General features: G+C 46.1%; 16 protein-coding genes. 10 read left to right on the top strand and 6 right to left on the bottom strand.

The window, feature by feature from the left end:
- Position 1 precedes the first annotated feature (1 nt).
- From rsmC to OCU35_RS02730, 9 genes are all read left to right on the top strand, one after another.
- Positions 2–1,021 (top strand): 16S rRNA (guanine(1207)-N(2))-methyltransferase RsmC, encoded by a 1,020-nt coding sequence (gene rsmC / locus OCU35_RS02770; RefSeq protein ID WP_065210184.1) that lies wholly within the window; start codon positions 2–4, stop codon positions 1,019–1,021.
- 102 nt (positions 1,022–1,123) lie between these two features.
- Positions 1,124–4,522, top strand: coding sequence for a hybrid sensor histidine kinase/response regulator (locus tag OCU35_RS02765; protein WP_261825611.1), 3,399 nt, complete (start codon positions 1,124–1,126; stop codon positions 4,520–4,522).
- 597 nt (positions 4,523–5,119) lie between these two features.
- Entirely contained in the window at positions 5,120–6,793 is a 1,674-nt protein-coding gene (locus OCU35_RS02760; RefSeq protein WP_017242574.1) for an ABC transporter substrate-binding protein, read from the top strand.
- 147 nt (positions 6,794–6,940) lie between these two features.
- Positions 6,941–7,927, top strand: coding sequence for an ABC transporter permease (locus OCU35_RS02755; protein ID WP_017028376.1), 987 nt, complete (start codon positions 6,941–6,943; stop codon positions 7,925–7,927).
- A gap of 1 nt (position 7,928) precedes the next feature.
- Positions 7,929–8,957 carry an ABC transporter permease gene (locus OCU35_RS02750; protein WP_017028377.1) on the top strand — a complete coding sequence of 343 codons (1,029 nt, stop codon included), beginning with the start codon at positions 7,929–7,931 and terminating at the stop codon, positions 8,955–8,957.
- Between the two features lie 2 nt (positions 8,958–8,959).
- Positions 8,960–9,946 carry an ABC transporter ATP-binding protein gene (locus tag OCU35_RS02745; protein WP_017028378.1) on the top strand — a complete coding sequence of 329 codons (987 nt, stop codon included), beginning with the start codon at positions 8,960–8,962 and terminating at the stop codon, positions 9,944–9,946.
- An 18-nt stretch (positions 9,947–9,964) separates the two neighbouring features.
- On the top strand, positions 9,965–10,960 hold the full coding sequence (locus tag OCU35_RS02740; protein WP_017028379.1) for an ABC transporter ATP-binding protein: 996 nt from the start codon (positions 9,965–9,967) through the stop codon (positions 10,958–10,960).
- A 61-nt stretch (positions 10,961–11,021) separates the two neighbouring features.
- Entirely contained in the window at positions 11,022–12,752 is a 1,731-nt protein-coding gene (locus tag OCU35_RS02735; RefSeq protein WP_261825610.1) for a glycoside hydrolase family 9 protein, read from the top strand.
- Positions 12,749–14,629, top strand: coding sequence for a beta-N-acetylhexosaminidase (locus OCU35_RS02730; protein WP_261825609.1), 1,881 nt, complete (start codon positions 12,749–12,751; stop codon positions 14,627–14,629). The genes OCU35_RS02735 and OCU35_RS02730 overlap by 4 nt, the downstream gene beginning before the upstream one ends.
- Here OCU35_RS02730 and OCU35_RS02725 read toward each other — a convergent pair.
- The 6 genes from OCU35_RS02725 to OCU35_RS02700 form a co-directional block, all read right to left on the bottom strand.
- The gene (locus tag OCU35_RS02725) at positions 14,626–15,651 is read right to left on the bottom strand and encodes an ABC transporter ATP-binding protein (protein WP_017028382.1); all 1,026 of its coding nucleotides are present in this window, start codon (positions 15,649–15,651) and stop codon (positions 14,626–14,628) included. The two genes, OCU35_RS02730 and OCU35_RS02725, sit on opposite strands and share 4 nt — an antisense overlap.
- On the bottom strand, positions 15,651–17,276 hold the full coding sequence (locus OCU35_RS02720) for an ABC transporter permease (protein WP_102477505.1): 1,626 nt from the start codon (positions 17,274–17,276) through the stop codon (positions 15,651–15,653). Before OCU35_RS02720 ends, OCU35_RS02725 begins: the two co-directional genes overlap by 1 nt.
- 79 nt (positions 17,277–17,355) lie before the next feature.
- Entirely contained in the window at positions 17,356–18,369 is a 1,014-nt protein-coding gene (locus tag OCU35_RS02715) for a Fe(3+) ABC transporter substrate-binding protein (protein WP_261825608.1), read from the bottom strand.
- A gap of 284 nt (positions 18,370–18,653) precedes the next feature.
- Positions 18,654–19,886: an ammonium transporter gene (locus OCU35_RS02710; RefSeq protein WP_017032754.1), complete on the bottom strand. Its 1,233-nt coding sequence runs from the start codon at positions 19,884–19,886 to the stop codon at positions 18,654–18,656.
- Between the two features lie 24 nt (positions 19,887–19,910).
- Positions 19,911–20,249: a P-II family nitrogen regulator gene (gene glnK / locus OCU35_RS02705; RefSeq protein ID WP_017028386.1), complete on the bottom strand. Its 339-nt coding sequence runs from the start codon at positions 20,247–20,249 to the stop codon at positions 19,911–19,913.
- 206 nt (positions 20,250–20,455) lie between these two features.
- Positions 20,456–20,824, bottom strand: coding sequence for a YacL family protein (locus OCU35_RS02700; protein WP_261825607.1), 369 nt, complete (start codon positions 20,822–20,824; stop codon positions 20,456–20,458).
- 147 nt (positions 20,825–20,971) lie between these two features.
- On the opposite strand from OCU35_RS02700, the gene OCU35_RS02695 reads away from it, so the two are divergent.
- Complete coding sequence (locus tag OCU35_RS02695; protein ID WP_261825606.1) at positions 20,972–22,123, top strand: sugar diacid recognition domain-containing protein; 1,152 nt, start codon at positions 20,972–20,974, stop codon at positions 22,121–22,123.
- The last annotated feature ends 90 nt before the right edge of the window (positions 22,124–22,213 follow it).

The raw sequence follows: 22,213 nt of genomic DNA, 5'->3' as shown, positions 1-22,213 counted from the left end.
AATGAGTGCCTACACCGCCCCAAGCCAGATAGCTGAACGTCAACTTGCCTACTTCGCAGGAAAACGCGTCGTCATTGCAGGAGAAGCAGAGGATCATTTCCCAAAACAGCTACAACAGCACGCTGAAGCGGTGACCGTGTTCACGACGCATTATGGCTATCATCAGCAGATGCAACGTATCGGTGTGGATAGCCAATTTGGTGTTGAGTTTGAAAACAGTGTTGATGCTGACATGCTTTTGCTTTACTGGCCAAAGGCAAAAAGTGAAGCTAAGTATCTGCTAGAGATGATGCTCAGCAAACTGCCCCCTGAGACAGAGGTTGCCGTTATCGGCGAGAATCGTTCCGGGGTAAAAAGCATTGAGAAAATGTTCAAAGAGTTTGGTCTTATTAATAAATACGACTCAGCACGCCGCTGCTCTTTTTACTGGGGCTTAAGCCAAACGCCACCAGCCTCCTTTGAGCTCAACGACTACTTTAAGTCTTATCAGGTTGAGCTAGAGGGTGTCTCTATCGAAGTTCAAAGCCTACCTGGCGTATTCAGCCATGGTGAATTTGATTTAGGGTCTAAACTGCTGCTCGCTAATCTCCCAAAACTCAATGGCAAGGTTCTCGATTTTGGCTGTGGTGCAGGCATTATTGGTGCGGCGATGGCACTGAAAAATTCATCAATAGAACTAGAGATGTGTGATGTGAGCGCTTTTGCGGTGGAATCAAGCAAGCGCACCTTGCAAGCGAACGGGCTTAAAGGGCGTGTTTTTGCCACCGACGTCTACTCTGAGGCGAGCAAGGACTACCAATTTATTGTCAGCAACCCTCCTTTTCACTCCGGATTAGATACCAGTTACAGCGCGACAGAAACCCTACTCGCCGAGGCACCAAAGCATCTTTCTCGTAGAGGTGAACTGGTCATTGTGGCGAATAGCTTCTTAAAATACCCTCCGATTATCGAAAAAGCCTTTGGTAATTGCGAAACGACAAGTAAAACCAATAAGTTCGCGATCTACCACGCAACGAAATAAAACTGTGTGAGGCAACACGCTTTTTTAAGCCTTTGCTTGCCTCACTGTATTTGGCGGGTACATTTCAGCAATGATGATCTCTTTATCAGACCCTAGTACCCTATGTCAAAAAATCACACTCGCCCAAAATTTAAACGTCTGCAAAGCACCCTTATGGGCGCCTTTATGTTGGTCAGCCTTATTCCTATGCTGCTGGTTGCTTTCTTCTTTCTTCGTTCCCACACTCAAGACCTCCAAGAGCAAAGCACCACGTATCTAACCTCGATGAGGGATGGCAATGCTAATAAGGTTACCGCTTATATCGGCAATCTCGACTCAGAGGTGATTGGTTTTGTGCATTCGGAACTGGCTTACGCCAGTGGTGGACGATTTTATGGGTTGATTGACTCTTTCAGGCGCTTAGGTAAAGACTTAGACGAGTCTAGAAGCATTGGCCAACAGAGATACATTCCAGGCTCTGGAAATGCCATTCGTACGAAAACCGTCAGAGGCAATGAAAACTACACCAGTGTTGAGCGCTACCGATTACTGCACAAGCGCTATCATTCTACCTTCCAAAGTTTGTTAGAGCGCTCGGACTTCGACGATATCGCCTTGGTTGATCTTGAAGGCAACGTCGCCTATTCCGTGCAAAAATACGATTACTACGCAACGAACCTGAATTCAGAGCGCTACAAGAAAACTGAACTGGGTGGGCTATTCAAACAACTCAAAGACTACGTCGCCTCAAACAAAGACTCCTTAGAACAATACAATGACATCGTTCTGATGAGCGACTTTTCTATTGACGGTAACTCTGACAGCACAGAGGAAGTGGCTTGGTTTGCCGCCCCGATTGTGCAAAGAGGCTACTTACACAGCTACGCATTTTTCCGACTTCCACTGTCTGCGCTCACAGACCTTATCTCAGAGGAGCATCTGGTTAACCTGAATGTATCCTTGTTTGATAAGTCTTTAAAACTACTCGCAGACAGTAGCGAGGGCGTTGATTCAAAGCAAAGCTCCCCGGTCGCCATAAAGGCCCTTGAGGGTTCTGCCGAGGTTGAAACGTACGCCAACTTATCTGGCGACAATACCATCGCAGCCTACGCGCCTATCGATGTGCATGGCCTAACATGGGCAGTGGTGGTTGAGACCCCAGAAGAAATCGCATTTGAGCGAGTAAATCAGCTATTTAAGCTGTTTTTTATCATTGTATTAAGCGCTGCTGTTATCGTAGTGATCACCTCTCACTACCTATCGAACTTCATAACCCACCCTCTGCTTAAGCTTACCTGGGCCGCAGAGCGAATCTCGGCTGGCGACCTTAAAGAAAATGTAGAGGGCACTGAGCGCAAGGATGAGATAGGACGACTTGCAGTCAGCTTTGAGAGGATGCAACGTTCAATTCGAGAAAAGATTGAGTTGATCAAAGAGCAGAACAAAGAACTCGAGTTCAACCTAGATACCATCGCTACACAAAATGGTGAATTGCAGCTAGCGGATAAACTAAAAGATGAGTTCTTGGCCACCACCTCTCATGAGCTAAGAACCCCGCTACACGGTATGATTGGCGTCGCCCAAGCTATGCTCAGTGAAGCCCATGGAAGCGTGCCACCATCTCAAAGATATCAACTAGAGATCATCATCAATAGTGGACACAGATTGTCCAACCTAGTGGATGACCTTTTGGATTATCATAAGATGCAATATGGCCATTTGCAGCTTGAACCTACTGCGGTTTCACTGTCGTCGGCCTCTCAATTGGTTGTGGAATTATCAAAACACTTGGTCGATAAAAAGCCCGTTCGCATCATCAATCAAATAGACAGCAGCTTGCCTATGGTCAGCGCCGATCCACAAAGACTTGAGCAAGTGCTGTACAACCTTGTAGGCAACGCAATCAAGTTCACCTCAGAAGGTAAGGTGATCTTAAATGCAGAGCAGCAAGGCGAACAGCTCAGAATACAGGTCATAGATACCGGACATGGCATCCCTAAAGAAGACCTAGACAATATCTTCGAGCCACTGACTCAAAGCAATTCTTCTGGCTACCATCAAGGTACTGGCCTTGGGTTATCTATCAGTAAGCGCTTGATTGAAATCATGCGCGGTGAACTGACTGTGACTAGCCAACCTATGCTCGGCACTACCTTTACCATGACCCTGCCACTTGCAAGCAAACAAGAGCTTGAAACCTTTAGTAGTGAGTCAGACACTGAGCACTACTCTCGTGAGGAGTTTCATCAAACCGAGTTTGATGAAGAGTCTGTTTCTTTGCCCAATAATCCAGATGGCAAGCTCGTCATGATTGCGGATGACGAACCCGTTAACCTCAAGATACTGGAGAGCTTCTTGCGAGTAGAAGGGTATAGGGTGGTGAGCGCACATAATGGCCGAGAGGTGCTCGACCTCATTGGCGAAGAAAAGCCCGATATTCTGCTGCTGGATATCATGATGCCAGAATTGAGCGGATTCCAAGTTTGTGAGTACTTACGTAATCAGTACAACTACAACGAGCTGCCAATCATCATGCTCACCGCCTTGAATCAAACAGAGGACAAAGTGAAGGGCTTTGACTGTGGCGCTAATGATTACCTAGTTAAGCCCTTTAATAAGCAAGAGCTATCAGCACGAATTCAGGTGCACATAAATGCCAGTCTCTCGGAAAGGCGCAAGCAGGAAAACGACTCATTGAGCGCTGAGCTAACCCAACGTGAAAGGGTTGAGTCTTTACTTTTGGAAACGCAAACCAAGCTTCTTGAACAGCTAGAGAGCACTCCAGAGGCGATTGTTTGTATCAATGAGAACCACAAGATCACCTTTGCCAATAAGTCTGCGACTGAGCTTCTAAAGCGTTCTATTGAGCAAATTAAGCGCTCACAAATTGAAGAGTTTATCGCGCCTAAGTACCTACAGTTTGATCAGCCTCACCGAAGCATGGATATCGATGTCTTCGTAGGTGAAACCAAGCAGGTCATTGCCAGCGATATCTTTACCTTGCCGTTGGAAACGGGCCTGCGAGGCATGATTATCTTCAATTCAGACCCAGATGATGCTAACCAACGCATCAACAACCTTGAAGTGGCGTTAGATGCCTTAGCCAGTTACGCGTTTGCTGGAGATAAATCCCAACTGGAAGAGCTCAAAGAGCTTGGCGATGAGTTTGCAGACTTGGTTGGACAGTTGGATAACAGCAAGGACAGCAAACAGCAGAATATGCGACAGCTTCTTGTAGACTGTATGTCATCCGCACTTGAATACTGGGAAAGCCATGACGGTAACACTAAATTCAATTTTGCTGAGCAAAGTGGCCTGTGGCGTGTTTATCTTGATAGAAGCACCCTGCAGACAAGAACGCTAGACAAATACCTAAGGGTAGAAACCCTGCCTAAAACGCCTCGCTGGCGTACCGTTCTCAATTCCTTAGACTTTATTCTTGCGCACTCTAATCACGATGATGCGCAGCGCGCACAGCTGCTTGAATTAAGGGAGCAGTTACAGAACTTAGTCGCACAATAATTCTCTCTTAAAGAGCTTATTACACACTGTAATGAGCTCTTTTTTTATTTCCGCCTCTTATTTTCCCTTTCTAAATAAGCCCTAAGAAAGGCAATGCACCCCGCTATAAAAAGCTCAATACAGGGCTCTCAGGTGCTGATTTATTCAAAATTGCGAGCAGAATCACAACAAACCCATAGTCATATTTTTAACTTGCGAATAAAGTAATAAATCTTTGTTTAACCAAGATCACTGAGTTATAGCAACACATTGCAATCAATGCAGTCAAAAGGACAAAGAGTAAGTAAGCACTAACAATGTACGTACTTAGCATTATTCTTTGTATAAAAAAAGAACTTAAGTGGCGCTCAATAACGACACAACATTAACGATTTTGACATCAAAACTATCTTGTTTAACGTTTTTGACGGGAATGTAAATTGACGATTTTGACTGGAGAGACAATTCTACTCTCAACCAATGGTTATCAGAGTCATACAGATGATCCGCCACAGTTAAGCAGTCACGTCGTTGGGTGGCACTGTTTAAGCAATAGGCTCAGGCAATCAAGCTTGGTTACTTACTAATAAAGAAGCAAACACAGACTAAGGATAAACTATGCTTGCTAACATAAAAAAAACAGTTCTTGCTACAGCGGTAATCGCAACTGCAGCTACTGCAATCTCAGCTCCAGCAGCAGCAAGATCGGAACTTACTATCGTACCTGATTTCTACCCTACAATGGTTCGCAACTTTAACCCCTACTTAGCAACGAACCTGCGTACTACTAGTGATTTTATCTATGAGCCACTGGTTGTTTTCAATGAGATGCACGGTAATACGCCTGTGATGCGTCTTGCTGAAAACTTCACAATGGCTGCTGACCTTAAGAGCGTTACCTTTGATATTCGCAAGGGCGTAAAATGGTCTGATGGTGAAGCCTTTAGCGCTGATGATGTGGTTTTCTCGTTCAACCTCGTGGCGTCACACGCGGCACTAGATCAAACTGGCATCAACAAATGGGTAAGCAAAGTAGAAAAGGTTAATGACCACCAGGTTCGCTTCCTTCTAACAGAAGGCAACTCAAACGTGCCTTATGAAATTGCCAAAGTCCCTGTTGTTCCAGAACATATTTGGTCAAAGGTTGAAGATCCAACGTCTTTCACCAATGAAAACCCAGTGGGTTCAGGTCCATTTACTGAAATTGATACCTTTACACCTCAGTTGTACATTCAGTGTGAAAACCCTAACTACTGGGATGCAGACAACCTAGATGTTGACTGCCTTCGTGTTCCCCAGATTGCCAACAACGATCAGCTTCTAAGTAAGATTGTGAACTCTGAGCTGGATTGGACATCGTCTTTCATTCCAGACATTGACCGCACCTACAAAGCCGCTAACCCTAATCACGGTTACTGGTACCCACCAGCAGGCACGCAAGCTCTGGTCGTTAACTTTAAGAACCCAGATCCAGCGAAAAACGAAGCACTTACTAATGTAGACTTCCGCCGCGCTATGGGTATGGCCATTGACCGTGAAACCATCATTGATATCGCGTTCTATGGCGCAGGTACTGTGAATGACTTTGGTTCAGGTCTTGGCTATGCATTCGAGGCTTGGTCTGATGAAGGCACTCACAGTCAGTTCCAGAAATTCAACTCATACCACCCAGAAGATGCACAAAAGCTACTGAAAGAAGCTGGGTTTAAGGACACTAATGGCGATGGTTTTGTTGAAACTCCATCAGGTAAGTCTTTTGAGCTGTTAATCCAATCTCCAAACGGTTGGACAGACTTTAACAACACCGTTCAACTGGCTGTAGAGCAGTTAAACGAAGTGGGTATCAAGGCGCGCGCTCGTACTCCTGAGTTTGCGGTATACAACCAAGCCATGCTTGAGGGTACTTACGATGTGGCTTACACCAACTACTTCCACGGTGCAGATCCTCACCTATATTGGAACAGCGCATACAACTCTGCTCTGCAAGAAGGCAGCGGTATGCCTCGCTTCGCAATGCACTTCTACAAAAATGAAGAGCTAGACAACCTATTGAACAGTTTCTACAAAACTGCAGATAAAGGTAAACAAATGGAGATTGCCCATGGTATTCAGCGCATCATTGCTGAACATCAGGTCACCATCCCAATCATGTCTGGTGCAAGTAACTACCAGTACAACACCACTCGATTCACAGGTTGGTGGACTGAAGACAACGCTAAGGGCCGTCCAAATGTATGGGCTGGTATTCCTGAGCGCCTACTTCACGTGCTGGATCTAAAACCTGTCGAGTAATCGACGCTCAAAGGCGCACCAAATGGTGCGCCGTTAATTCCCCTCAAAGTCAATAACAACTATGGCGCGAAAACGTCAGGGGATTCTTCGCTCAAAAAGCGAAATTTATCCGATATAAGGAATAAATCGGATACTTAAGGTGTAGGTATGGGATATTTTCTAAGACGTTTATCGTTCTATTTTATCGCGTTGCTGGTAGCAGCGACGATTAACTTCATTATACCGCGAGCAATGCCTGGTGACCCCGTTACCATGATGTTTGCGAACGCGACAGCCCAAGTGACTCCAGAGCGCATCGAGGCAATGAAACAACTGTTGGGTTTCGTTGATGGTCCTCTATGGATGCAATACATCACTTATATCAAGAGTATTCTTAGCTGGGAGCTAGGTACTTCGATCAAATTCTACCCATTGAGCGTTAATGAATTACTGGGCGGCGCCTTTGGTTGGTCTTTATTTCTAGCTGGAACCGCAGTAGTACTTTCATTCTCTATTGGCTCAATACTGGGGATCTTCGCCGCTTGGAAGCGTGGCAGTAAGTACGACACCTTTATCACCCCAGGCATGCTAGTTATTCAAGCCGTACCTCAGGTCGTTATCGCTATGTTGGCGATGTTCATCTTTGCCATTGGTCTTAAATGGTTCCCTACCGGTTACGCCTATACCGCAGGTATTACACCAGACTGGACAAGTTGGGAGTTCGTAAAGAACGTTGCCTATCATGCCGTACTGCCTTTGGTTTGTGCCTCAATCGTGCAAATTGGTGGCTTCCTCGTGAATATGCGTAACAACATGATCAACTTGCTCGCCGAAGATTACATCACCATGGCAAAGGGGAAGGGGCTTAGCGAAAACCGCGTTGTGTTTAACTACGCGGCGCGAAATGCCTTACTACCAAGTGTCACCGCCCTTTCTATGTCACTCGGGATGGCGATTGGTGGACAGTTAATTATCGAAATCATCTTCAACTACCCAGGCCTTGGCACTGTGCTGTTTAATGCCATTACTGCTCGCGATTACCAAGTGCTGCAAGGGCAACTGTTGATCATGACCCTATTCATGCTGTTCTTTAACTTGCTAGCCGACATGCTGTATGTGCTGCTAGATCCTCGCCTACGCAAGGGAGGCAAGTAACATGAAAGACATACTAAAACTGGTTCGAGGCAATACGGTGGCCATGATAGGTGTGGCGATCCTAAGTACATTTTTATTTATCGCTATTGCTGCCCCATTGATCACTCAACACGCTCCGGACAAACGTACCGGTAAGCCCCATGAGTATCCAGGCTTGATAGTGAAAGCCGCTCAAGCAAACCCGGAGGGGTGGGTTGCACAAAATCTGGCAACGGATAGCCGCACTCTACGAATGTCTAAGAAGGCAGAGCACACCTTAGGCACAACGCGTATGGGACGAGATGTCTGGGCACAGGTCGCCTATGGCGCTCGCGTATCTTTGGCTGTTGGCTTTGGTGCTGGCTTAACCGTGTGTTTTCTTGCCACCATTATCGGTGTTTCCGCTGGTTACTTTGGTGGCAAGGTTGATGAATTTCTGACGGCCGCCATGAACATCATGCTGGTTATCCCTCAATATCCATTGCTGTTTGTTGTTGCCGCATTTATTGGCGAGGCAGGACCACTAACCATAGCGCTAATTATCGGTCTCACCTCTTGGGCGTGGGGTGCTCGCGTTGTCCGAGCCCAGACCCTCGCATTGCGCGAAAAAGAGTTTGTTAAGGCGGCTGAAGTATTGGGTGAGTCCTCATTTAGAATCATCTTTGTCGAGATACTGCCAAACCTTATCTCTATCGTAGGGGCTAGTTTCATTGGCTCCGTGATGTACGCCATCATGATGGAGGCCACCATCTCCTTCTTAGGAATGGGCGACCCTAACACCATCAGCTGGGGCATTATGCTTTACAACGTACAAACCTCCTCTTCTATGCTGATTGGCGCTTGGTGGGAGTTATTGGCTCCTTGTATGGCACTGACACTATTGGTCACAGGCCTAGCTCTGCTTAACTTTGCAGTTGATGAAATTGCTAACCCACAACTTCGTTCTCACAAGGGTATGCGTCGCTGGAAGAAAATGGCCAAGTTAGACAAGAAAGAACGTAAGCCTGAACCGGTTAAGGTTCCAACCCACCCTATCATGCGCGGAGACTGATCATGACTGAACCACTAATTTCTGTGCGCAATCTTTGTGTGGATTACATTACCGATGCTGGCGATGTACGAGCGTGCAATAACGTAAGCTTTGATATCGCTCCTGGTGAAGTATTTGGCCTAGCGGGTGAATCTGGCTGTGGTAAATCCACCGTCGCCTTCTCTCTTATGCGCCTGCATAAGCCACCTGCTTTTATCTCAGGTGGAGAGGTGATCTTTAACGGCGAAGACATTCTTCAATACAGTGATGATCGTATGCAGGCGTTTCGCTGGAGTGAGATGTCTATGGTATTTCAAAGTGCCATGAACGCCCTTAACCCAGTATTGCCAATGGAAGAGCAGTTCTGTGACGTCATCATGCGACACACTAGCATGACTCGAGAGCAAGCCATTAAACGCGCAGAGGGGCTACTGGAGATCGTTGATATCCACCCTAGCCGACTCAGCGACTATCCTCACCAGTTCTCAGGCGGTATGCGTCAAAGATTGGTGATTGCGATTGCTTTGGCCTTGAACCCTAAGATGATCATTATGGATGAGCCCACTACAGCACTTGATGTAGTGGTGCAGCGAGAGATCTTGCAGAAGATCTACGCGCTAAAGGAAGAGTTTGGTTTCTCTATCTTGTTTATCACACACGACCTTTCACTGATGGTGGAGTTTTCTGATCGCATTGGCATCATGTACTCAGGTGAGCTGATTGAAGTGGCTCCTGCCAAGCAAATTCTTGAACAGCCGTTCCACCCTTATACTCGCGGCTTAGGCAGTTCTTTCCCTCCGTTGACGGGCCCTAAAACCAAATTAACGGGTATTCCTGGTAACCCATTGAACCTACTAGAAATCCCTGAAGGTTGTCGCTTTCAGGCACGTTGCTCTCAGGTTACTGAGCGATGCAAAACAGTGCCCACACAATTGCGTCAAATAGAGCATCAGCGCTTTTCAAACTGTCACCTGTTTGGTGAACCTATCGCACAACAAGAAGTCAGCTAAGGCCAATGGAGAAGTAACATGAGCAAAGCAACAGGCGAACTACTCATTGAAGGCAAGAACTTAGTTAAAGACTTTCCAGTGAGCAGCAACGCACTAAAAAACCCGATGATGCGCGCGATCAATGACGTGTCATTTAAGATGTATAAGAGCCGTGGATTATCGGTAGTCGGCGAGTCTGGATCAGGTAAATCCACCACCGCCAAGATGATTGCCAAGATGTATGCACCCAGTGGCGGCAACATCGAATATCGTGGTCGTGATATCCAAACCATCACTAAAAAGTCAGATCTCATGCGCTATCGCGAAGGCGTGCAAATGGTATGGCAAGACCCGTTTGGCTCTCTCAATCCAACCCACAACATCTTTCACCATATCGCGAGACCCCTTCTGATCCATAAGAAGGTGGCATCAGGAAATAAGAAAGAACTGCAAGAGCGCGTGTATGATCTTCTTGAGCAGGTGGGCCTCATCCCGCCGAAAGAAACAGCAGAGAAATTCCCGCATCAACTCTCTGGCGGTCAACGCCAAAGGGTAAACCTTGCGCGAAACATTGCCGTTGGTGCAGAAGTAGTGCTTGCTGATGAACCCACCTCAATGCTGGATGTGTCTATACGTGCAGGCGTGCTAAACCTGATGGAAGAGATGAAGTTTGAAAAGCAGATGTCCCTTTTGTACATCACCCACGACATTGCCACCGCACGCTACATTGCCGAAGACATCGCCGTTATGTATGTGGGTCACATGGTGGAATGGGGTGATACCGATGAAGTGATTGCCCACCCGCAACACCCGTATACGCAATTATTAGTCTCTGCAGTGCCCGATCCTGCCAAATCAATTCATGAAAAATTGGCAGGAAATAAAGGTGAGATACCGCTGTGGACCCCAGAGTCTGCTGGCTGTCCTTTTGCTGGACGCTGCCTACACGCTACCGATAAATGTAAAGATAAACTCCCTGAAGTCACTCAACTGTCCGATAACCACTTTGTTCGCTGTTACTTGCACGAGGGTTAAGGGTGGCTTCTGTTTTGGCCCCCATTATTGGGGGCTATTTTTCTATAAGGAATAACGACTTATGAAGTTGTTAATCAATCAAATCGGCTACTCCACTACTGCCGATAAACAGGGTGTCCTGCTCTCGCCTCACCCTCTACCTCTTCAAACCGTCGACAATGCCGATATCATCATTGTTGATACAAAGACTCTCCAAGAGGTAGCCCGTGTACCACTTCAGCCCGGCGCTCAGGTGGATCAATGGAATATAGGCTGGTGCTACACTTTTGACTTTAGCAAGATCAACAAGAGCGGCACCTATCTGGCTCGCTTTGAAGGCTGTGCATCGCACTCTTTTGAGATTCAACCTCAGCTATTGTTCAAGCGCACCTTCTCTGATCTTTTGCATTATTTCAAATCGCAGCGCTGTAGCGGCATCTACGAACAAGCGGATCAACAAGCCACACTATTGGGCTCAGAGCGAACTATTGATGTCTCTGGCGGTTGGTATGATGCCTCAGGAGATTTAAGTAAGTACCTAAGCCACCTATCCTACGCCAACTACCTGAACCCACAGCAAATTCCTATGCTGGTTTGGAATCTACTCTCTAGCCTAGACAAGCTAAAAACTGAGCCAAGCTGCCACCCGTTTACTCAAACCCGTCTGATGGACGAGGCGCTATTCGGCGCTGATTTTCTAGTGCGAATGCAAGATGCAGAAGGTTTCTTCTACATGACAGTGTTCGACCAATGGAGCAAAGACCCTGCCCAGCGAGACATCTGCGCCTATAAGACCCAAGCCGGTATTAAGCTTGAGAATTATCACGCAGGCTTTCGCCAAGGCGCAGGGGTTGCCATTGCAGCCCTTGCCTCTGCCGCTAGACTTGAACACTGCGGTGAGTTCAACAGCGAAATCTATTTAGAAAAAGCACAGCTTGGTTATTGGCATCTAACAGAGCATAACCAAGACTACCTAGACGACGGCACTGAGAACATTATTGATGAGTATTGCGCGCTCCTTGCTAGCGTCGAGCTGTATAAAACAACCCATGATTCTCGCTATTTAGATGAGGCTCGCCAATGGACTCAGAAGCTAAATGCACGTCAGTCTAGTGATGATTACTGTCACAACTTTTGGTCCGCCAATAGGGATGGTACTCGCCCTTATTTCCACGCAGCAGAAGCTGGGTTGCCCGTAATCACGCTATGCTGTTTTCTTGATATCGAGACAAATACAGCAATAAGAAGTCAGGTAATCGACACCATCAACGCCTCAATGCTGTTTGAGCTGAGCATCACCCAGAGAGTGGCTAATCCTTTTGGCTATCCAAGGCAGTACGTCAAGGATGTGAGCGGCGAGAAGCGTGATGCCTTCTTTATTGCTCAAGACAATGAATCAGGCTATTGGTGGCAAGGAGAAAATGCTCGTCTCGCTTCCCTTACTGCAATGGCTCATTTTGCGCTTCCTTATCTACCTCCGCACTTGATCCCTCAGGTAAAAAACTACGCACAGCAGCCCCTTAACTGGATTCTAGGCCTCAATCCCTATGATATGTGCATGCTCGATGGGCATGGGCACAACAATCCTGACTACCTCCCTGAGTTGGGTTTTTTCAATGCGAAGGGTGGGATTTGTAATGGCATTACCGCAGCCTTTGATAACCCGTTAGGCATTGGGTTCAAACCCGAAGAATACGCCGATAACTTAGAGCAAAACTGGCGCTGGGGAGAACAGTGGCTACCCCACGCGGCATGGTATCTATTAGCAATCGCCCATCAAACCAGTGATGAATTATCAGGAGACTCTCAATGAGCCTATTTCGTCTCGACCTAAAGGTCATTAATCAAACCGAGCAGCGCACACGATTTTCAATGACCCTTAGCAACCACTCTTCACAGACACTCGAAGATTGGACTCTCTACTTCTCTATTACCCGCTTTTTAGACTCGAACAGCAACACTCAAGGTAATCTCTCTCAACTCGGTAGCTTTTGCACTTTACAGTCACTGCCAACGCTACAAGCTGATGGTCAATTTACCACTGAGTTTGAGATGCCAACACCACCGTTGCAGCTACAATGTGATGGTATTTTAGAGGCGTTTATTACCGCGCCAGAACAATACGCTGTGGATGTGACGCCCCTGCAGCTCATTGAGCCAAAGTCGAACCCACAACCTATAGAAACCGTAAGCAAGGCGAGCGTGGGCATTATCCCTAAACCTCAAGAGATACAAATTGACTCTGGTGCCTTTGAATTTGCCCATAATGAGGTGATATTCACTGACTGTGACCAAGCAAAAGAAGCCGCTTTATGGTTGATTGAAGCAAAGCCTGAACTTGACTTATCCCTAAGTGAAGAAGCAAACAGAGTCGAGTTTAAGTTGCTTAAAAGCTTACCTCACCAGTCATACCAATTAGAGGTATCTAGTAACTCAGTCACTCTATTTGCCAGTGATTCTCCAGGGTTCAGCCATGGCGTTGCTTCCCTATTGCAACTGCTTGGCAATGGCATCAAAGCCACTTGCATTCAGATATCAGATAGCCCTATTTATGACTATCGAGGAATGATGCTGGATTGTTCAAGGCACTTCCATCAACTAGACCAAGTGAAATTGATCATCGATCAACTCGCCCGCTATAAGTACAACCACTTTCATTGGCATCTCACCGATGATGAAGGCTGGCGCATTGAGATCAAAGCCTTCCCTGAGCTGACCGATATTGGCGCGTGGCGAGGCAAAGATCTGCCCCTTACGGCTCAGTTCAAACACATCGATTCCAAATATGGCGGCTTCTATTCTCAGGAGCAGATTAAAGAAGTCATCACTTACGCCAAGCGTCGTGGGATCACTGTGATCCCCGAAATCGACATACCGGGCCACTGCCGAGCAGCGATCAAGGCCCTGCCCCATCTTTTGCTCGATAGGGATGACAAGTCCATCTACCGCAGTGTGCAGCACTACACCGACAACGTGCTCTCACCCGCGCTAGAGGGAACGTATGAGTTCCTCGATAAGGTGCTCAAAGAGGTGGCAGAATTGTTCCCTGCCCCTTATGTGCATATCGGCGCTGATGAAGTGCCTGAAGGGGTTTGGACAGATAGCGAAAAATGCCAGGCCGTAATGACTGAGCACGGTTATTCTGATGCCAAAGAACTGCAAGGACATCTTCTACGCTACGTAGAAAACAAACTCAGCAGCTTAGGTAAGCGAATGCTTGGCTGGGAAGAGGCGCAGTATGGCGACAAGGTTAGCCAGCAAACGGTGATCTATTCATGGCAGAGCGAAGAAGCCGCCATAAAATGTGCCCGTAAAGGCTTTGATGTGGTACTTCAGCCTGGTCAATATACCTATCTCGATATGGCCCAAGAATTTGATGCCACTGAGTCAGGGTTCTATTGGGCGAACATTACTCCGCTAAAACACGCTTATCACTATCGCCCTTTGAGTGAGATAGACGCCAATGACCCAATCCAACAAAAGGTATGGGGGATCCAAGCGGGATTATGGTGCGAACTCATTGATAGTGCCGAGCGACTGCAGTATATGGTGCACCCTAGATTGCAAGCCATCGCAGAGGTGGCGTGGACTAAAGAAACCAACAAAGACTGGAATGATTTCTTATCTCGTTTACAGCTTGATCTGGAAGGATTACAGGGCCGCGGTATTCACTACCGCAACCCTTTTTAGAAGGCCAGAAGTTGAGTTGGTGTTAAGGTAACGTCAACTCGGCTACCAATATCTAGTTGCTCTATGGAGCTAGACAGTAGCTTGTGCCCATCCACATCAATAACGTAGCGGAAGTGATCACCCATGAACTGCTGCTCTAATACCTTGGTCAGTCCCTCAGGGTTTGCGGTCAGTTGCAGATGTTGAGGCCTAAACAATATATGAGCCTGCTCATCGGTACTTTGCTGCTTGGATAGCGCTTTAACCACACCAAGGGCAGTTTGATACAGCCCTTGCTCTACTCTAAGCCCCGGTAAATAACTGCCACCACCAAGAAAATCTGCAACAAATCGACTTGAGGGGTTGTGATACAAATCACTCGCAGTGCCAAATTGCTCAATCACACCCTTGTTCATCACTGCCATTTTATCGGCAAAGGCAAAGGCCTCTTCTCGGCTATGGGTAACAAAAATAGCGGTTACGCCTGCTTGCTTGAAGATAGCGCGGATCTGAGCAATCAATTTATGACGTACTTGGGTATCGATATTTGAGAAGGGTTCATCGAGCAATAATAGATCAGGTTTATAAGCAAGAGAGCGCGCAATAGCCACACGCTGCTGCTGACCACCAGATAGCTGATGCGGATAGCGATCGCCAAGCTCCTGCAAATGAACCATCTCAAGCATTTGCAGAACACGCTCTTTTTGCACTTCTTTTGCCAGTTCTTGAATGCCAAAACAGATATTCTCGGCCACCGTTAGGTGCGGAAATAGCGCATAGTCTTGGAAGATCATCCCGATATTACGCTGCTCTGGTGCAACCCAATGCTTACCATCATCAATAACGTTACCGTTAAGTTCGATATAGCCTTTAGTGAGAGGCAATAAGCCTGATATCGCCTTAAGCAGCGTGGTTTTACCACAACCACTGGCACCCAACAAACAGACGATTTCTCCCTGTTTAACCTTCAAAGACAAAGACTCTAAAACAGTCTGATTGTCATACTTACAGGTGAGGTCTTTAATGGCTAAGGTACGGCTCATTAGTGTGGTTGCTCCAAAGAACGGTTGACGATAATTAACGGAATCAATCCAACGAGCACAAGCAGGACTGCAGGCATCGCCGCGATTTCCAGTTGCTCGTCAGAGGCAAAGTTGTATACGTAGGTGGCGAGTGTTTCAAAGTTAAATGGACGCAATAGCAATGCCGCATTCAACTCCTTCATCGACTCGATAAACACCAATAAAAAGGCGATCAGTGCTCCACGTTTCATTAGCGGAATATGCACGCGCTGTAGCATTTGCGTACTGTTACAGCCCATAGTGCGTGCGGCCATATCCAATGAGGGTGATACCTTGTTCATACTGCTCTCAATAGTGCCAATGGCGACCGCAGAGAAACGCACAACAAAAGCAAATACAATGGCAAACATAGAGCCTGAGAAGATAAGTCCAGGTCTTCCCCAATCCATCGCCTTGGCAATATCATTAATAAAATGGTCAGCCGTTAGTACCGGCACCATCACACCAATCGCAAGCACAGTTCCAGGAACAGCGTAGCCTAGAGAGGCTAAACGCACGAACACATTGCTACTGGTTGTCGCAGATAAGCGATTATAGAAGTTCAGTACCACTGCGATAATCAAGGCTATTAATGCCGCCAGCACTGACACCTGCAGACTGTTCATCGCATATTGATAAAACTGAGTCGTCCAGCTTTCTGAAAAGTAGCGATAGGCGTACTGGCAAAGCTGAAGTAACGGGAAGATAAAAGCGACAGCGACAATGGACCAACACCAGGTCACCGCTGCCCACTTTTTCCAGCCTTTCAGCTCATAACGGAAATTTTCATGGCTATTAAATTGATTTTGGAACAATTTCTGCTTACGACGACTGTATCGCTCAGCACTGATCAGCAGAATAATCACGAGCAGCATTATGGCTGAAATCTTAGCGGCTGCGCCTAGATTAGAGTAACCAAGCCAAGTATCAAATACCGCAGTGGTGAGCGTATTCACTGCAAAGTAACTGACAGTACCAAAATCACCAATGGCCTCCATTGCTACAAGGGATAGACCAACGGCAATAGAAGGACGAATAATCGGTAGCGATATACGCCAAAAGCTCTGCCATGGAGAGCACTTGAGCAATCTAGCCGATTGCAGAATGCTCACGCTCTGCTCCATGAATGCCGCGCGACACAGCAGATAAATATACGGATAGAGAACTAAAGACAACACCCAGATGGCGCCACCTAAAGTACGCATATCAGGGAACCAGTAGTCTCCTGGCCCCCAACCAGTGATGTCTCGCAAGAAAACCTGTAAAGGACCGGCAAAATCAAACCAATCCGTAAACACGTAACCGACGATATAACCAGGCATAGCCAGAGGCAGTACCATTGCCCACTGCAACACTTTTTCTGATGGAAGGCGACACATGGCCATTAGCCAAGCGCTTGGAATACCAATTAGCAGAGACAGCAACATCACTCCAAATACCAACCAGAAGGTATTTGAGACGTAGGTAGGCAACACCGTATCAAAAAGGTGGGTGAACAAGTCGTTATCACCACCGATACTGGTGTAAAAAATGGCTAAAATTGGCAAAACCAGTAGTACAGCTAAGAGTGCACTACTGGTTCGAAATACGGGATACTTTTCTTTCATCAAATAACTTGAAAAGGCGTCCTAAAGACGCCTTAATTCTAAACCTTAAAGTTTATAGGTGTTTAACCCATGCAGTGTATTACAGGTCAAACTTAGTTTCATCCAATAGCTTCACAGCAATCGCATGATTTTCAGCAATTTTCTCAAGTGCTAGTGTATCTGCTTTGAAATCACCCCATGAAGCTACTAGCTCAGAACGCTTCACGCCTTCTTTCACTGGGTACTCATAGTTAATTTCTGCGTACATTTGCTGAGCTTTGTCGCCCGTTAAGAACTCCATCAGCTTCAGAGCATTGTCACGGTTTGGAGAGTGCTTAGCCATCGCCATACCACTCACGTTTACGTGTGTGCCGTTAGATTCTTGACCAGGGAAGTTAATGTAAACGGATTCAGCCCACGCAACTTGCTTAGGATCGTTAACCATCTTGCCTAGGTAGTAGCTGTTACCTAGTGCTAGGTCACACAAGCCTTCTTTAATCGCTTTAACTTGTGCGCGGTCGTTACCTTGAGGTTTACGAGCTAGGTTTGCTTTAACGCCTTCAAGCCAAGTTTTTGCTTCCGCTTCACCGTAGTGCGCCACCATAGAAGCCACTAGAGAAACGTTGTATGGGTGCTTACCGCTACGAGTACAGATCTTGCCTTTGTACTCTGGGTTAGCTAAGTCTGTGTAATCAAAATCAGAGCCAAGTTTGCCAACGCGATCACGAGAAGAGTATACGTTACGTGCACGTAGAGTCAGTGCAAACCACTCGCCTTCAGTGTCACGGTATTGAGCAGGGACATTTTCATCAATCACCTTGCTATTAACACTCTGTACAACGTCTTTATTGCTTAGTTCAACCAAACGACTGATGTCTGTAGTCAATACTACGTCAGCTGGGCTGTACTCACCCTCTTGAACTAGTTTCTCAGCGATACCTGTATTAGAGAACTTAACGTTTACCGTGATACCCGTTTGTTTAGTAAATTCATCAAACATTGGTTCAACCAAAAATGGCTGGCGGTAAGAGTATACGTTCACTTCTTCTGAAGCTGATGCGATTGGCGCAAATACACCGCTAATAGCAGCAGTCAACACAAGTAATTTTTTCATTCTAGTTCCCTTAATTGAAAGTGAGAATAGTTATCAATGCGTTTATTATATTCAAGAACTCGTTTCAAACAATGATAAAAAACAACTAAATTGCGATTTATTTAACTTTGTTATCAATTTCTGTGATTCAGTCAGGCAAAACAAGTCTTTAACGATGGAGTGTGCTCCTCAAAACGTTCAACTTAGTAGATAAGTTCCACTAAATTACTCGAACTCACGTATTTCACACACAAAAAAAGGCCTACTCGAAAGTAGGCCTTTTGTTAAATAATTGATTTATCGAATTATTGTTTCACTGTCATGAACTCTGGGTAAGCACCGATACCACAATCGTGAACATCCATGCCTTCCATCTCTTCTTCTTCTGTTACTCGTATACCCATAGTTGCTTTCAGTACAGCCCACACAACCATGCTTGCACCGAATACCCAACCGAAGATTACTGCAGCACCTAGAAGCTGAGCAGCAAATGTTGCATCACCATTGCTTAGAGGCACAACCATCAGGCCGAAGAAACCACACACACCGTGAACAGAGATAGCACCTACTGGATCATCAATCTTGATTTTATCGAAGCCTACGATGCTGAATACTACGATTGCGCCGGCTACTGCACCAATACTCACTGCTGCAAGTGGTGATGGTGATAGAGGGTCAGCAGTAATCGCAACTAGACCTGCCAATGCACCGTTAAGAATCATAGTAAGGTCAGCCTTACCCCAAGTAGTCTTACACACTAGAAGCGCTGCGATTGCACCCGCTGCTGCAGCTGCGTTAGTGTTTAGGAAGATTTGACCTACTGCAGTTGCGTTCTCAAAGTCAGAAACCATTAGCTGAGAACCGCCATTGAAGCCGAACCAACCAAACCAAAGGATAAACGTACCTAGTGTCGCTAGAGGCATGTTTGAGCCAGGGATAGGGTGAACTGAACCGTTTTTAGCGTATTTACCCTTACGAGCACCAAGTAGAATTACACCCGATAGAGCTGCTGCTGCACCTGCCATGTGTACGATACCAGAGCCTGCAAAGTCACTAAAGCCAGCTTCTGATAGGAAACCACCGCCCCAAGTCCAGTAGCCTTCCATTGGGTAGATAAAGCCAGTAAGAACCACTGTGAATGCAAGGAAAGCCCAAAGCTTCATACGTTCAGCTACAGCACCAGAAACAACTGACATTGCCGTTGCTACGAACACTACTTGGAAGAAGAAATCAGACTCTAAAGAGTGATCTGCGCCTTCGGCTTGTGTTCCAATTAGGCTGCCAAATGATGGTAGGTAACCGCCACCGCTATTGTCTACGTACATGATGTTGTAACCCACCAGCAAGAACATAGTACAAGCGATTGCGTACAACACGATGTTTTTAGTTAAGATTTCAGTGGTATTTTTAGAGCGTACTAAGCCTGCTTCTAGCATGGCAAAGCCTGCTGCCATCCACATAACTAACGCACCTGAAATAAGAAAGAAAAAAGTGTCTAGTGCGTAACGAAGTTCCGTTACTGTAGCTGTAAGTTCCATAATAAATTCTCTTGTCCGTTATTCTTAAAGGGCTTCTGTATCCATTTCGCCTGTACGAATACGTACAGCCTGAGATAGGTCGTAGACAAAAATCTTGCCGTCACCAATCTTGCCTGTGTGTGCGGCTTTACTCACAGCCTCAACAACACGGTCAACGTTCTCAGCCTGTGTTGCGATTTCTAGCTTAACCTTTGGCAAAAAATCTACTTGATACTCTGCACCACGGTACAACTCAGTGTGACCTTTCTGACGACCAAATCCCTTGACCTCAGAAACAGTCATACCTTCAATTCCCACATCCGATAGAGCTTCACGGACATCGTCCAGTTTGAAGGGTTTTATAATTGCATTGATAAGTTTCATCGCTTTCCCTCTGCATAATTAGTTTCATCAACACTTTTATATATACAAAGGGCGTGCCAAGTTTTTAAGGCTATGAATTTAAAGGATTTAAGGAATAAACAGGAAAAGGAGAGAATTTAATTGCACCATATGAGTGCACTGCACTCACCAAAAGTGCACAAGATGTTAAAAAATGTCACAAGATTGTGCAATTAAGGGGAAAGGGCCTATCGACCCGTAATTAAGAAGCGCTGCCACTGGTGAATAAGGGTCGAGAAGTCCTCTAGGCCGCACATACCAGAGCTTTCGCTGTCATAAAAGTCCATATCTGGCTCAAACTCTTGTTCATATTGCTGCAGTAATACATTTTCTTGCACGGTCACTTCACCCGCTTCAATAATGATGCTGATCTCCGTACCGGGAAGATTAAACACGTCTGCTAGATTATTGTTCGCCTGCTCTATCAAACTAAAAACTTGGCTGATCTTTTCCCTATCATTACCAATCTCTTCATTCAGCCAACGGCCTATAATCTCATGCCCCATGCTGCATTGAACGGAGTACTTTCCAAATACGCGTCTAAATTCAAACTCCATAACTCAACCTATACTGCAATAATAACCAAGCGCTAAATGCTCGGCAGTATACCATTATCTTTTTAGAAACGAGCATCTTGACGCGTTTGCCGTTACTATCCTGCCGCCAATACCAGAAACAAATGCCTTTAAAGATGAGAGCCTGTTATGCAACTGAATGAAATGATCGCCAGACAAATTGTTGAACGAACAATGAAGATCATTCCCTACTCCATCAATGTCATGGATGATAATGGACGTATTATTGGTTCCAGCGATGCTACTCGTTTGCACCAAAAGCATGAAGGAGCCGTGCTGGCCATCACCGAGTCTCGCGTTGTAAACATCGATGAAGCGACTGCAGAGCATCTGAAAGGTGTCAAACCAGGCATTAACCTACCCATCTTCTTTCAAAACCACGTTATTGGAGCAATCGGTATTTCAGGAACACTGCAACAAGTGCATCATTTTGGTGAACTTGTGAAAATGACCGCAGAGCTTATTGTCGAACAAGCCGCACTCATGTCACAGGTCGAATGGAACAAAAGGCACCGAGAAGAATTAGTACTTCAATTGATCCGTGGCAGTACCCTAAATGACATGCAACTGCAGGCTATTGCCCAGCGTTTGGATCTCGACCTTGAACAACCTCGAATTGCCGCCGTCGTAAAGGTATTACCTATAGACAACAAAGCCCCTTCATTAGAGAACCTGCAGCAATTGGTGCACCTATTGGAATACCCAGAGCGGGACAATCTAGTTGGGATCTTATCCGTTTCACAAAATGAAGTGGTGGTATTAAAGCCTATTACACTAACAGCAAGTGGTTGGTCTAAAGAGGCTGAAACCAAGCGAGTGAACCTACTTCTTAAACGAATAAAGAAAGAAGCTAAGTTTCAAATCAAGATTGCTCTAGGGGATTACTTTCCAGGACTGGCCGGGCTCGCGCGCTCCTACGATACAGCCGAACTGACCATGCACAGCGTAGGCAATCGCTCTGGAGAGGTGTTCTTTTATCAAGACCATCGGCTTCCTGCCATCATGAGTAGCCTATTAGAAGACCCTTGGATTCGCGAACAACTGGAGCAGTCTTACCTGCAGTTGCAAAAGCACGACGGCAAAGGGCTACTTATTAAAACCCTTAAGACATATTTGAAGCAGAATTGTGATTCAGCTCTCACCTGTAATGAGCTACACATTCACCGTAACACCTTGCGTTATCGAATAGAGAAGATCAACCAAATAACTTCATTAAATATCAACAACATAGACGACCTATTTCAACTGTATATCGCTATCAATTTGTTCCATTGGAAATAGCCTTATTTGTGCAAATGCACAATTAACTGTACCCAAAACCCTCGCTTATTTGTGGCAAGCGCTAAAGACTTGTCACTCCTCCCTCTCTAT

The sequence above is a fragment of the Vibrio breoganii genome (genome assembly GCF_024346795.1).
In the GTDB taxonomy this organism is placed as follows: Bacteria; Pseudomonadota; Gammaproteobacteria; order Enterobacterales; family Vibrionaceae; genus Vibrio; species Vibrio breoganii.
This window is presented reverse-complemented; position numbering and strand designations above follow the sequence as displayed.

What these genes read in the sequence shown, in the direction of transcription:
- OCU35_RS02750 (WP_017028377.1), top strand. Translation starts at nt 7,929, where the DNA reads ATGAAAGACATACTAAAACTGGTTCGAGGCAATACGGTGGCCATGATA.
- OCU35_RS02700 (WP_261825607.1), bottom strand. Translation starts at nt 20,824, where the DNA reads ATGGAGTTTGAATTTAGACGCGTATTTGGAAAGTACTCCGTTCAATGC.
- OCU35_RS02715 (WP_261825608.1), bottom strand. Translation starts at nt 18,369, where the DNA reads ATGAAAAAATTACTTGTGTTGACTGCTGCTATTAGCGGTGTATTTGCG.
- OCU35_RS02755 (WP_017028376.1), top strand. Translation starts at nt 6,941, where the DNA reads ATGGGATATTTTCTAAGACGTTTATCGTTCTATTTTATCGCGTTGCTG.
- OCU35_RS02740 (WP_017028379.1), top strand. Translation starts at nt 9,965, where the DNA reads ATGAGCAAAGCAACAGGCGAACTACTCATTGAAGGCAAGAACTTAGTT.
- OCU35_RS02765 (WP_261825611.1), top strand. Translation starts at nt 1,124, where the DNA reads ATGTCAAAAAATCACACTCGCCCAAAATTTAAACGTCTGCAAAGCACC.
- OCU35_RS02720 (WP_102477505.1), bottom strand. Translation starts at nt 17,276, where the DNA reads ATGAAAGAAAAGTATCCCGTATTTCGAACCAGTAGTGCACTCTTAGCT.
- OCU35_RS02760 (WP_017242574.1), top strand. Translation starts at nt 5,120, where the DNA reads ATGCTTGCTAACATAAAAAAAACAGTTCTTGCTACAGCGGTAATCGCA.
- rsmC (WP_065210184.1), top strand. Translation starts at nt 2, where the DNA reads ATGAGTGCCTACACCGCCCCAAGCCAGATAGCTGAACGTCAACTTGCC.
- OCU35_RS02725 (WP_017028382.1), bottom strand. Translation starts at nt 15,651, where the DNA reads ATGAGCCGTACCTTAGCCATTAAAGACCTCACCTGTAAGTATGACAAT.
- OCU35_RS02695 (WP_261825606.1), top strand. Translation starts at nt 20,972, where the DNA reads ATGCAACTGAATGAAATGATCGCCAGACAAATTGTTGAACGAACAATG.
- OCU35_RS02735 (WP_261825610.1), top strand. Translation starts at nt 11,022, where the DNA reads ATGAAGTTGTTAATCAATCAAATCGGCTACTCCACTACTGCCGATAAA.
- OCU35_RS02710 (WP_017032754.1), bottom strand. Translation starts at nt 19,886, where the DNA reads ATGGAACTTACAGCTACAGTAACGGAACTTCGTTACGCACTAGACACT.
- OCU35_RS02745 (WP_017028378.1), top strand. Translation starts at nt 8,960, where the DNA reads ATGACTGAACCACTAATTTCTGTGCGCAATCTTTGTGTGGATTACATT.
- glnK (WP_017028386.1), bottom strand. Translation starts at nt 20,249, where the DNA reads ATGAAACTTATCAATGCAATTATAAAACCCTTCAAACTGGACGATGTC.
- OCU35_RS02730 (WP_261825609.1), top strand. Translation starts at nt 12,749, where the DNA reads ATGAGCCTATTTCGTCTCGACCTAAAGGTCATTAATCAAACCGAGCAG.